The following is an 11,682-nucleotide window of genomic DNA, read 5'->3' as shown; positions in this document are numbered from 1 at the left end:
TGAAGCGGCTCGCCGGTCAGCACCGACTCGTCGAGCACCGCCGCCGCGCCGACGATGCGCCCGTCCACCGGGACCACCTCGCCGGGGCCGACCACCAGTAGGTCGTCGATCGCCACGTCGTTCAGCCCGATCGTGGTCACCGTGGATCCGGCGCGCCGTCGGGCGAACCGGGGGGCGTGCTCGAGCAGGGCTCGCAGGTCGTGGGACGCGCGGCGCTCGGCCGCGGCCTCCAGCGCCCGACCGCCGGCCAGCATCACGGCGATCAGCGCACCGGCGAGGTACTCGCCGACCAGCAGCGTGCCGATCAGGGACAGCACCGCGATCAGGTCGACCCCGAACCGGCCGCGGCGCAGCCCGGCCACCACCCACACCACCGCCGGGACGAGGCCCACCACCGTGCCCGCGATCCAGCACCCGTCGGCGACGTCGTGCGCGCCCACCAGCCAGGCGATCCCGCCCGACACCAGCGCGCCGACGCTCAGCGCGACCAAAATCGCAGATCCCCTTCCGCCCACACCATTCCCTTCGGGAGACGGGTCTGCGGCCAGCCTGCACCGGCTTCGCCTCGTTACATAGGGCCGGGTGTCCGGCGAACTAGGGACTCAGGTCACTAGATAGGCCGGCCAAGTTCCGGTGAACATTGCTGGCGTGACTGGCTTTTCTGCACGGGGCTCGCTCCCGATCTCCACCATCACCGGCGACCCGGTGGCGCGCGTCGCCGCCGACGCCACCGTCGCCGACGTGGCCATGGCCATCGCGGACTGCGACGTCGGCGCCGTCGTGGTGGGCGACGACGAGCGGCCCGCGGCGCTGGTGAGCGAGCGGGACGTCGTCCGCCTGGTGGCCTCGGGGAAGGACCCGGCCACCGTCCGGGCTTCCGACATCGCCAGCACCAGGCTGGTGTGGTGCGACGCCGAGGCGACGGTCGACGACGTGGCGGCCCGGATGATGGACCACTACATCCGTCACGTCCTGGTGGAACGCGACGGCGTGTTGGCCGGGATCGTCTCGGCGCGCGACCTGCTCGGCGTCTACGGCGCCTAGCCGGTCGCCGCCGCCGCGCGGGACTCGATCATGCGGTTGCGAACGATGTGTTCGACGAGGATGGGAACGAACGTCTGCACGGGAGCATCGACGAACTGCTGGGCGGCCTGCTCGCACCACTCTTTGATCTGCGCGGTGCGCCGTTCGTCGCCGAGTCCCTCGTGGCGGGCCAGCTTGTCGGCGACCTCGGCCACCGACCGCGCGACGGCGGACGTGCTGGCGGGCACGGCGTCGGGGTCGGCCACCCCGGCCTGCTGCAGTTCCTGGCGGGCGGCCTCCTCGGCGGCGTCGGGCCGGATGACGTGCAGCGTGAGGTGGTGACCGTCCTCGCCGAACAGGATCACACTGGTCGGCTCGTCGCTGGTGAAGCCCAGCAATTCGACTGTGTGGCCGCCGATCTCGACCAATTCCGGCGTCTCGTGCCAGCCGTTGCGGCGGTAGCCCACCATCACGACGCGGCCGAGTCGGTCGGACACCGACGCCAGCAAGTCCGGCAACTCGTCGACCAACCGGGTCGACCGCGGCCACCACGCGCCGTCGAGATGCTCCGATGCGGACCGATAGGGCTTGAGCTGCAAGCGATTCTCGTGCTCCACGCGACCACGGTACGACCAAAGCGACCCGGCCGCGACTCGGGCGCCGCGGGTAACTGCGGTGTGTACGCGACGTGAACGGCGGGTGGCGCCAACCGGTTTGGCGATCGACAACTTCACCGAGACGACTTAAGCCCCTGTCGCAGTCGCGCCGCCCTGGTGATGATTACCGCATGCGAACCGCCTACCACGAGCAGCTCGACAATTTGGCGACACAACTGGGCGAGATGTGCGGCCTGGCCGGGGTGGCGATGAAGCGCGCGACCCAGGCCCTGCTGGAGGCGGACCTGGACGCCGCCGAGCAGGTGATCCGCGGCCAGGAGCGGATCGTGTCGATGCGGGCGGCGGCCGAAAAGGAGGCGTTCGGACTGCTGGCCCTGCAGCAGCCGGTGGCGGGCGACCTGCGGGATATCTTCAGCTCGATACAGATCATCGCCGACACCGAGCGAATGGGCGCGCTGGCCGTGCACGTGGCCGACATCGCCCGCCGCGAGCACCCCAGGCAGGTGCTTCCCGACGAAGTCCGCGGCTGCTTCGCCGAGATGGGCAAGGTGGCAATCACGTTGGGTGCCAGCGCAAAACAGGTGCTGATTTCCCGTGACCCGCAGCAGGCCGCCCAGCTTCGCGAACAAGACCAGGCGATGGACGATCTGTACACCCAGTTGTTCTCCGTGCTGCTGGATCGCGAGTGGAAGCACAGCATCTCGGTGGGCGTGGAGGCGGCGTTGCTGGGCCGCTTCTACGAGCGCTTCGGTGACCACGCCGTGGAAATCGGCCGCCGCGTCATCTTCATGCGCACCGGCGTGCTGCCCGCCGAGGATGGAACGCGATGACCGCCACCACTTCGGCCGTTGCGGCGCCGCTGACCGCCAAACAGGTCGCCGAAGCCCCAGTGGATCAGGTCCTGGAATGGCTGGACAGTTCGCCCGCCGGGCTGTCGAGCGCCGAGGCGTCCGACCGGCTGACGCGGCATGGCCCCAACGCCGTGCGGACCCATCACGTCAACGCGCTCGCGGTGCTGGGTCGTCAACTGCGCAACGCGGTGCTCATCTTGTTGGCCGGCACCGCGGTCGTCTCGTACTTTCTGGGCGACAGCATGCAGGCGGTCATCATCGGCATCATCCTGGCGGCCAGCATCGGATTGGGCTTCGTCAACGAGTATCGCGCCGAGCGAGCCGCGGCCGACCTGCACGGGCGGGTGCACCACAACGCCGTGGTGCGCCGCGACTCGAAATTCGTGACGGTCAGCGTCACCGACCTGGTGCCCGGCGACGTGATCCGGCTGTCGCTCGGTGAGGCCGTGCCCGCCGACGTCCGGCTGATGGAGGTCACCGGCCTGGAGTGCAACGAAAGCATCCTGACCGGGGAGTCGACCGGCTCGGAGAAGTCGCCCCTGCCGACGCCGCCCGGCACCGCGCTGGCGGAATCGGCTGACCTGGCCTTCATGGGCACCATCGTCAGCGCCGGGGAGGGCGTCGGCGTGGTGTACGCCACCGGCAAAGACGCCGAATTCGGGCGCATCGCAGCGGGTTTGGACCAGCGTCAGCCGGAAACGGACTTCCAGGTCGGGCTGCGCAAGTTCTCCTACCTGCTGCTGCAGGTCGCGATCGCACTGATGGTGATCATCCTGGCCAGCAACCTGCTGCTGTCCAAGCCGATCATCGATTCGGTGCTGTTCTCGCTGGCCATCGCGGTGGGCATCACGCCTCAGCTGCTGCCCGCGGTGGTCAGCACCAGCCTCGCGACCGGATCGCGGCAACTGGCCAAGTCGAAGGTGCTCGTCAAACGGCTGGTGTGCATCGAGGACCTGGGCGACATCGACATCCTGATCACCGACAAGACCGGCACCCTGACGGAGGGCCAGCTCCGCCTGGTTGACGCGATCGACCCGGCCGGCGCGCACGCCGACCCGGTCCGGCGGCTGGGATTGCTGGCCACCGACGTGGACCCGGATTCCGGTGGCGTCAGCGCCAATCCGCTCGACGCCGCGCTCTGGGAATCCGCGGGGGCGCAGGACTTGGTGGGCGATGCGGTGCACCGCGTCGCGATCCTGCCGTTCGACCACGAGCGCCGCGCGACGTCGGTCCTGGTCGACGACGGAGGGAAACGCATCCTCGTGGTCAAGGGCGCGCCGGAGCAGGTGCTGGCCCGATGCCGGGCGGCGTCGCCGGCGGCCGACGAGACCCTCGCGGCCCTGTTCGCCGCCGGGCGCCGGGTGGTGGCCGTGGCGCTGCGACCCGCGGACGAGCTGAGCACCGTCACCGCCGACGACGAACGCGACCTCGCGCTGGCCGGCTTCTTGGTCTTCGCCGATGAACCTAAACCCGCTGCGCGCCAATCTCTTTCACAGCTGGCAGCGCTGGGCATCGAACTCAAGATCGCGACCGGCGACAATCCGCGTGTCGCCGAAAAGGTTTGTGCCGATCTCGATTTGGCGTCCAAGGGTACCGCCACCGGGGCCGACCTCGAGCCACTCGACGACGACGCCTTCGCCGAGGCCGCCCGCAACAACACGATCTTCGCCCGAATCTCGCCCGAGCAGAAGGCGCGGCTGATCGTCTCGCTGCGCCGCCACGGGCGATCGGTGGGCTTCCTCGGCGACGGTGTCAATGACGCGCTGGCCCTGCACGCCGCCGACGTCGGGATCTCCGTCGACAGCGCCACCGACGTCGCCAAGGACGCGGCCGACGTTGTCCTGCTGGAAAAGGACCTCGGCGTGCTGGCCACCGGCGTCGCCGAGGGCCGGCGGATATTCGCCAACACCATCAAGTACGTGCTGATGGGCACCTCGAGCAACTTCGGCAACATGTTCAGCGCGGCCGCCGCGTCGGCGCTGCTGCCGTTCCTGCCGATGCTGCCCAGCCAGATCCTGCTCAACAACCTGCTCTACGACAGCTCCCAGCTCGCCATCCCCACCGACCGGGTCGACGAGGAACAGCTGCACGCGCCCTCGCACTGGAACGTCGCCTTCATCCGCCGGTTCATGCTGATCTTCGGGCCGATCAGCTCCCTGTTCGACTTCCTGACGTTCGGGTTGATGCTGGGCGTGCTGCACGCCGGCGTCGTCGAATTCCGCACCGGCTGGTTCGTGGAATCGCTTGCGACGCAGACGCTGATCATCTTCGCGATCCGCACCCGCAAGGTGCCGTTCTTCCGCAGCCGGGCCAGCGTCCCGCTGACCGTCACCAGCCTCACCGTGGTCGCCATCGGCGTCGCGCTGACCATCTCGCCGCTGGCCCACACCCTGGGCTTCACGCCGTTGCCGTGGCAGTTCTTCGCCGTGTTGGCCGGCTTCGTCGTCGTCTACCTGTTCCTGGTGGAGCTCGCCAAGCTGATGTTCTACAGCGAGCCGATGAACCACAACGGGCAGCCGCACCGCACCCGCGGAGACGAGCACCGAATCCGCCGCCGGGCCGCGCGCTTCCACTACGCTCCGAGATCATGAGCGAAGATCAGGCGCTGGTCATTGTCGCCGGTTATCAGGACCTCGATGCGGCTCGCCGGGACTTCGAAACCCTGGCCGAGCGAACCAAAGCCAAGGAGGTCGCGCTGCGCGGCGCGGTGCTCGTCGGCAAGGACGCCGACGGCAATCCCGTGCTGCTCGACACGGGCAACCGGCTGGGTCGCCGGGGTGCGGCATGGGGGGCGGGCGCCGGCCTGGCGGTCGGCCTGTTCTCGCCGGCCCTGCTCGCCACCGCCGCGGTCGGTGCGGCGGCCGGGGCGCTGGCGGGAACGTTCGCCGACCACCGGATCAAGAGCGGGCTGGCCGACAAGATCGGGCAGGCGCTGGCCGCGGGCAGCGGCCTGATCATCGCCGTGACACCGGCGGAGGGCCGCCTGGGCGTTGAGCAGGCGTGCGCCGGCTCCCCGATGAAATCCGTTGCGGAGCTGAGCCGTTCGACGCTGCGCAGCCTGGGCGCGGCGCTGGAAGAGGCGATGGGCAAGTTCAACCCCGACCGCACCCGGTTGCCGTTGCCGCAGCGAGCTTTCGGCGGCACCATCGGCCGCACCATGGCCGACTCGGTCGGCGACTGGACGATCGTCCCGGGGGCCAAGGCGCCCGACGGCGCGCCAAACGTGCTCATCGTGCTCATCGACGACGCCGGGTTCGGCGGCCCGGACACCTTCGGGGGCGCCATCCGGACCCCGACCCTGACCCGGGTGGCGCGCAACGGATTGACCTACAACCGCTTTCACGTCACCGCGGTCTGCTCGCCGACCCGCGCGGCGCTGCTGACCGGGCGCAACCACCATCGGGTCGGGTTCGGTTCGGTCACCGAGTTCCCCGGCCCCTTCCCGGGCTATTCCTCGGTCCGGCCGCGCAGTTGCGCCGCGCTGCCCCGCATCCTGCGCGACAACGGTTACGTGACGGGCGGTTTCGGCAAGTGGCACCTCACCCCGGACAACGTCCAGGGCGCGGCGGGCCCGTTCGACAACTGGCCGGTGGGCTGGGGCTTCGACCACTTCTGGGGCTTTCTGTCCGGCGCCGCCGGCCAGTACGACCCGATCATCACCCAGGACAACTCCGTCATCGGCGTGCCCCAAGGTGCCGACGGCCGGCCCTATTACTTCCCTGACGACCTCACCGACAAGGCCGTCGAATGGCTGCACGCCGTGCGGGCACAGGACGCCGAGAAGCCCTGGCTGATGTACTACTCGACCGGCGCCACCCACGCGCCGCACCACGTGTTCGCCGAATGGGCCGACAAATACCGCGGCCAGTTCGATGAGGGCTGGGATGTCTACCGGCGCAAGACATTCAAACGCCAAAAGCAGCTCGGTGTGATTCCGGCCGACGCCGAGCTGACCGAGCGGCCCGATTTGTTCCCGGCGTGGGACGGCCTGTCGGACAACCAGAAGAAGCTCTTCGCCCGCCAGATGGAGGTGTTCGCCGGGTTCTCCGAGAACGCGGACTACAACGTCGGCCGACTGCTCGACGCGATCGAGGATCTCGGCGAATCCGACAACACGCTGGTCTTCTACATCTGGGGAGACAACGGCGCCAGCATGGAGGGCACCGTCACCGGCTCGTTCAACGAGATGACGTTCCTGAACGGGGTGCTGCTCGACGCCGACCGTCAACTCGAGCTCATCGAACAGTACGGGGGAATCGAGGCGCTCGGAAACGAGTTCACCGCACCGCATTTCGCGAGCGCCTGGGCGCACGCCAATAACACCCCGTTCCAATGGGGCAAGCAGATGGCCAGCCACCTCGGCGGCACGCGCGACCCGATGGTGGTCGCCTGGCCGAGCCGGATCCGTCCCGACGCCGCGATCCGAGGCCAGTTCACCCACTGCATCGACATCGCGCCAACGGTGTTGGAGGCCATTGGTTTACCGCAGCCGGTCAGCGTCGACGGCTTCGAGCAGGAGGCGATGGACGGAACTAGTTTCGTCCACACTTTCGACGACCCCGCGGCGGAAGAGCGCCACACGGTGCAGTACTTCGAAATGTTCGGCAGCCGCGCCATTTACCAGGACGGTTGGTGGGCGTGCACCCGGCTGGACAAGGCGCCGTGGGACCTCTCACCCCAGACGCTGGCGCGGTTCGCGCCCGGAACGTACGACCCGGACAGCGACGTCTGGGAGCTGTACTACCTGCCCGACGACTTCTCCCAGGCGCGCAACGTCGCCGCCGAGCATCCCGACAAGGTTGCCGAGCTCACCCGGCTGTGGTGGCAGGAGGCCGAACGAAACCGGGTGCTGCCGCTGCTGGGTGGCCTCGCGGTGATGTTCGGCAGCCTGCCGCCGCTGCCGACCACCACCCGGTTCACCTTCAAGGGCAGCGTGCAGAACATCCAGCGCGGCATGGTGCCCCGGATCTTCGGGCGCTCCTACGCGATCGAGGCGCGGCTGGTCGTTCCCGACGACGGCGCGCAGGGTGTGATCGTCGCCGACGCCGACTTCATCGGCGGGTTCGCGCTATGGGTCGACGAGCGCCGGCGGCTGCGCCACACGTACTCGTTCCTCGGCGTGGACACCTACAAGCAGGTGTCCACCGAGCCGATTCCCACCGGGGACGTGACGGTGCGCATGCTCTTCGAATCCGATCAACCCGTCCCGGGTTCGGGTGGGCGGGTGACGCTCTGGGCCGACGACCGGCTGATCGGTGAGGGCTCGATGGCGAACACGGTGCCGCTGGCCTTCACGTCATACGCGGGCATGGACATCGGGCGCGACAACGGCCTCGTCGTGGACCGCGATTACGAGGACAGGGCGCCGTACGCGTTCACCGGGACCGTCAAGGACGTCGTGTTCGACCTCAAACCCGTTCACCCGGACGCCGAACAGGCGCTGCACGAGCACGCGGCCGTGCAGGCCGTCGGGCGCGGCGCCGCGGGCTGAAGGCCGCTACTGCTGGGCGCGGGCGACGTTCCCGCCGGCGAGGCCGGACTGGATGCCCCGGTTGATCTGGTCGGCGACGGAGGAGCCGCCGTTCGAGACCGTCTGCGGGCAACTGCAGGACAGGTCGTTGAACACGCTGGGGTCAGCGCCGGCCGGCGCCGCCATCGAAATCGCCATCCCGACTGTGACAGCAGCGCCAACTAAAATTCTCGATACCACGTAATCAGTTCTCCGAGCTGGTAGGTGATAGCGGGAGTGTAGGGCCGGCAGGTCTCGTGAGAGCGACCGTGCGCGTTGCCGTCACGTTAAGAAAAAAGCACGTTCGCTGTGAGGTCAGGACGCGTACTTGGGGCAGTACGCCCGGATGCTGGCGCCGACGAAGTAGCCCGCGTGGTAACCGTCGAGGCTGCTGTTGCTCATGACGGTCGACGCGACCTGGTTCACCGTCCGGCCGGTGTCCAGCTCGTCGCAGACCTCGTGGCCGGCGATCAAGGCCTTGTCAGGCGAACCAAAGTGGATGCCCTTGGCGCTGAGCGCCGCGAGGAACGCGTCGTCGGCGGCGTCGGCGCGGGCGACCGCGGCCGTGGCCGCCAGGGGAGCGAAGGCGGCCAGCACGACCAGGTGGACGATGCGGGTAATCGTCATTTCGCCTCCCTCCCTCGTCGGCACCATTGCCGAGCCGCGAATTGTCGGACATTACAGCTTTGCACAATGCGGCGATCGACGAATTGAAATCAGGGCGACACGAAAGGCGTTCGGGCCGCCGGATTCCGTGATTTGAACCGGCGTTATGCCGTTACGACGGCACGTCCGCGTATTGCGGGCAGTACGCGCGTTCGGCCAGGGCCACGAAGTAGCCGGCGTCGTCGCCGTCGATGCCGCTGCTGTTCATCACGTCGGTCGCGATCTGTTCCTGCGTCTTGCCCATATCGAGTTGGTGGCACACCAAATGGCCCGCCGCGATCGCGGATTTGGGCGACTCGTGCTCGATGCCGTGGTTGTGCAGCGCCGTGATGAACGCGTCGTCGGTGCCGTCGGCGTAAGCCGGCGGGGCCGCCGTCACCGGACCGAGCAGCGCGACCGCCGGGATGAAGCCGGCGGCCAACAGCGGGAGCAGCCGGCGAGGCTTGCGGGTACCGGTACTCGTCATTTCTAATACCCCCAAGGTTCTGAAGTTCCGTTGTTTGACGACTGAAGGTTCGGCCGCCAACGTTGCAAGCAGGTTACAGCTCGCCATCATCTAATCATCGCGGATATTGCGAACAACGCAACAATGGTTCCCGCCGGCCATACCCGCGCTGGTTTTGGCTCGTCTTCCTGGCGGCCTGCGCTGTCGGCGTCGCGGGCTGTGACGTGCGCCACGTATCGGCGGCCAGCGCCCGGGATCTGGCCGGCACCATGCGTTCCGGCGGCATGGACCGCACCTACACGTTGCACGTGCCGCCCGGCGATCCCGTCGCGTTGGTGCTCAGCCTGCACGGCGGGGGCGGCACCGGAACCGGCCAGCAGGGCCTGACCGACTTCGACGCGGTCGCCGACGCCAACAACCTGCTGGTGGCCTATCCCGATGGTTACGACAAGAGCTGGGCCGACGGGCGGGGGGCGTCCCCGGCGGATCGTCACCATGTCGACGACGTCGGGTTCCTGGTCGCGCTGGCGGGCAAGCTGCAAAGCGACTACAACATCGCGCCCGGGCACGTCTTCGCCACCGGCATGTCCAACGGCGGCTTCATGTCCAACCGGCTCGCTTGTGACCGCGCCGACGTGTTCGCCGCGATCGCGCCGGTGGCCGGCACGCTGGGCGCCGGCGTCGTCTGCCACCCGTCGCGTCCGGTGTCCGTGCTGGCGGCCCACGGGACCGCCGACCCGCTGGTGCCGTTCGACGGCGGGAACGTGCGCGGACGGGGCGGGGTCAGCCATTCGATCTCGGCGAACAGCATGGTCGACACCTGGCGTTCGGCCGATGGGTGCCAGGGCGATCCGTCGACGCAGGTGCTGCCCGGCGTGGGCGACGGCACCGTCGTGCACCGCTTCGATTCCGCGGCCTGCGCGGCGTCCACCGAGGTGATCTTCTACCGGATCGACAACGGCGGGCACACCTGGCCGGGCGGCAAGCAGTATCTGCCCCAGGCGATCATCGGGCGCACCTCGCGCGCCCTGGACGCCTCGGAAGTCATCGCCCAGTTTTTTCTCGCGCACGGCCGGAACTAGCGGAAGCGGTTAGTATGCCTCATGGCCGTGACGAGGGCATCCCTTTGAAACCCAATCGATTTGGTGCAGCGGTGGCGTTCCTGGCGACCGGTGCGGTGGTCGTGTCGGCGTGCGGCAGCGACCACCACGCCACCGGTCCAAGCGGCACCAGCAGCCCGGCGGCGAAGGTGGCCTGCGGCGGCAAGCCGACCCTGCGGGCCAGCGGCTCCACCGCTCAGGCGAACGCGATGATCCGTTTCGTCAAGGCCTTCGAACAGGCCTGCGGAGGCCAGTCCCTCAATTACACGCCCAACGGCTCCGGCGCCGGCATCGGCGAATTCGTGGGCAATCAAACCGATTTCGCCGGCTCGGACTCGCCGCTGAGCAAGGACGAGTACGCACGCGCGCAGCAGCGCTGCGGCTCGCCCGCGTGGAACCTGCCCGTGGTGTTCGGCCCGATTGTCATCGGCTACAACGTCAACGGCGTGAGCGCCCTGAACCTCGACGGCGCGACCGCGGCCCGGATCTTCAGCGGCGGCATCACCGGCTGGAACGATCCCGCGATCGCGGCGCTCAACCCCGGCGTCATCTTGCCGGCCGAGCCGATTCGCGTCGTGTTCCGCAGCGACGAGTCGGGCACCACCGACAACTTCCAGCGGTATCTCGACAGCGCCTCCAACGGCGCGTGGGGCAAGGGCGCCGGCAAGACGTTCAACGGCGGTGTCGGCGAGGGCGCCAAGGGCAACGACGGCGCCGCGGCCGCCGTGAAGACCACCGAGGGGGCGATCACCTATGTCGAGTGGTCGTTCGCCCAGGCGCAACACCTGAACACGGCCAAGGTCCTCACGTCGGCCGGCCCGGACCCGGTGACGATCAGTGCCGAATCCGTGGGCAGGACCATCTCGTCGGCCTTTTTCATCGCCAAGGGCAACGACCTCGCCCTCGACACGATCTCGTTTTATCGCCCCAACCAGCCCGACGCATACCCGATCGTGCTGGCGACCTATGAGATCGTGTGCTCGAAATACCCCGACCCGCAGGTCGGCGCGGCGGTAAAGGCGTTCCTGCAGAGCACGATTGGGGCCGGCCAGGACGGGCTCGCCGACAACGGGTACGTCCCGATTCCGCAGGAGTTCAAGTCCCGGTTGTCGACCGCGGTCAACGCTATCTCATGAGCTATCTCATGACCCGCGATACCGCGGGCAGTACGCGGCGATGCTCGCGCCGATGAAGAAGCCGGCGCGGTAGCCGTCCAAATTGCTGTTCGTCATCACCTCGGAGGCGATGTCGGACTTCTGCTTGCCGATGTCGAGCTCGTCGCAGACCTCGTGACCGGCGACGATCGCGGCCTGCGGGGTGGCGAATTCGATGCCCTTGTTCTTCACCGCCGTGACGAACAGGTTGTCGACCGCGTCGGCCCGCGCGGCCGGCGAGACCGCCACCGCGAGGCTGAGCATGGCCAGGGCGAGCCCGGCCGATAGGCGCGTTCGGGTGGTCGTCATCGCTGGGA

The 11,682-nt window shown here is 68.5% G+C and carries 11 protein-coding genes and 1 pseudogene; 6 read left to right on the top strand and 6 right to left on the bottom strand.

From position 1 onward, the window contains the following. Nucleotides 1-548, bottom strand: a pseudogene (locus A5712_RS26975) (heavy metal translocating P-type ATPase); the annotation flags it as partial. Between the two features lie 100 nt (nt 549-648). Between A5712_RS26975 and A5712_RS26970 the strand changes: the two are divergent. Continuing rightward, on the top strand, nt 649-1,044 hold the full coding sequence (locus tag A5712_RS26970) for a CBS domain-containing protein (RefSeq protein ID WP_068112584.1): 396 nt from the start codon (nt 649-651) through the stop codon (nt 1,042-1,044). Here A5712_RS26970 and A5712_RS26965 read toward each other — a convergent pair. Continuing rightward, nucleotides 1,041-1,640: a DUF5994 family protein gene (locus tag A5712_RS26965; RefSeq protein WP_068112580.1), complete on the bottom strand. Its 600-nt coding sequence runs from the start codon at nt 1,638-1,640 to the stop codon at nt 1,041-1,043. The genes A5712_RS26970 and A5712_RS26965 overlap by 4 nt on opposite strands. 170 nt (nt 1,641-1,810) lie before the next feature. Here A5712_RS26965 and phoU point away from each other — a divergent pair, with 170 nt between their 5' ends. From phoU to A5712_RS26950, 3 genes are read left to right on the top strand one after another with little or no spacing between them, the layout of a single operon-like run. After that, nucleotides 1,811-2,470 (top strand): phosphate signaling complex protein PhoU, encoded by a 660-nt coding sequence (gene phoU / locus A5712_RS26960; protein ID WP_068112577.1) that lies wholly within the window; start codon nt 1,811-1,813, stop codon nt 2,468-2,470. Beyond that, a complete protein-coding gene (gene mgtA / locus A5712_RS26955) occupies nt 2,467-5,082 on the top strand; it encodes a magnesium-translocating P-type ATPase (protein WP_068112574.1) in 2,616 nt (871 codons plus the stop codon). Before phoU ends, mgtA begins: the two co-directional genes overlap by 4 nt. After that, a complete protein-coding gene (locus A5712_RS26950) occupies nt 5,076-7,982 on the top strand; it encodes an arylsulfatase (protein ID WP_156766789.1) in 2,907 nt (968 codons plus the stop codon). The genes mgtA and A5712_RS26950 overlap by 7 nt, the downstream gene beginning before the upstream one ends. 6 nt (nt 7,983-7,988) lie before the next feature. Here A5712_RS26950 and A5712_RS31120 read toward each other — a convergent pair whose 3' ends face one another. The 3 genes from A5712_RS31120 to A5712_RS26935 form a co-directional block, all read right to left on the bottom strand. Next, nucleotides 7,989-8,159 (bottom strand): hypothetical protein, encoded by a 171-nt coding sequence (locus tag A5712_RS31120; RefSeq protein ID WP_231982258.1) that lies wholly within the window; start codon nt 8,157-8,159, stop codon nt 7,989-7,991. Between the two features lie 156 nt (nt 8,160-8,315). Beyond that, complete coding sequence (locus A5712_RS26940; RefSeq protein ID WP_068112566.1) at nt 8,316-8,627, bottom strand: DUF732 domain-containing protein; 312 nt, start codon at nt 8,625-8,627, stop codon at nt 8,316-8,318. Nucleotides 8,628-8,778: 151 nt separating this feature from the next. Further along, the gene (locus tag A5712_RS26935) at nt 8,779-9,132 is read right to left on the bottom strand and encodes a DUF732 domain-containing protein (protein WP_068112563.1); all 354 of its coding nucleotides are present in this window, start codon (nt 9,130-9,132) and stop codon (nt 8,779-8,781) included. 167 nt (nt 9,133-9,299) lie between these two features. Between A5712_RS26935 and A5712_RS26930 the strand changes: the two genes are divergently transcribed. Continuing rightward, nucleotides 9,300-10,193, top strand: a complete 894-nt coding sequence (locus tag A5712_RS26930) for a PHB depolymerase family esterase (protein ID WP_068112597.1) — start codon at nt 9,300-9,302, stop codon at nt 10,191-10,193. A gap of 44 nt (nt 10,194-10,237) precedes the next feature. Then, a complete protein-coding gene (gene pstS, locus A5712_RS26925) occupies nt 10,238-11,347 on the top strand; it encodes a phosphate ABC transporter substrate-binding protein PstS (RefSeq protein ID WP_068112559.1) in 1,110 nt (369 codons plus the stop codon). Nucleotides 11,348-11,353: 6 nt separating this feature from the next. Here the strand turns inward: pstS and A5712_RS26920 are convergent, their stop codons facing one another. Further along, nucleotides 11,354-11,674 carry a DUF732 domain-containing protein gene (locus A5712_RS26920; RefSeq protein WP_068112556.1) on the bottom strand — a complete coding sequence of 107 codons (321 nt, stop codon included), beginning with the start codon at nt 11,672-11,674 and terminating at the stop codon, nt 11,354-11,356. Nucleotides 11,675-11,682: the final 8 nt, after the last annotated feature.

This window comes from Mycobacterium sp. E2327 (assembly GCF_001672675.1).
In the GTDB taxonomy this organism is placed as follows: Bacteria; Actinomycetota; Actinomycetes; order Mycobacteriales; family Mycobacteriaceae; genus Mycobacterium.
The sequence above is the reverse complement of the archived record's forward strand: the minus strand, read 5'-3'. Positions and strand labels throughout refer to the sequence as shown.

Coding starts and splice junctions, on each gene's coding strand:
- A5712_RS31120 (WP_231982258.1), bottom strand. CDS start 8,159: ATGGCGATTTCGATGGCGGCGCCGGCCGGCGCTGACCCCAGCGTGTTC.
- A5712_RS26935 (WP_068112563.1), bottom strand. CDS start 9,132: ATGACGAGTACCGGTACCCGCAAGCCTCGCCGGCTGCTCCCGCTGTTG.
- A5712_RS26940 (WP_068112566.1), bottom strand. CDS start 8,627: ATGACGATTACCCGCATCGTCCACCTGGTCGTGCTGGCCGCCTTCGCT.
- phoU (WP_068112577.1), top strand. CDS start 1,811: ATGCGAACCGCCTACCACGAGCAGCTCGACAATTTGGCGACACAACTG.
- mgtA (WP_068112574.1), top strand. CDS start 2,467: ATGACCGCCACCACTTCGGCCGTTGCGGCGCCGCTGACCGCCAAACAG.
- A5712_RS26920 (WP_068112556.1), bottom strand. CDS start 11,674: ATGACGACCACCCGAACGCGCCTATCGGCCGGGCTCGCCCTGGCCATG.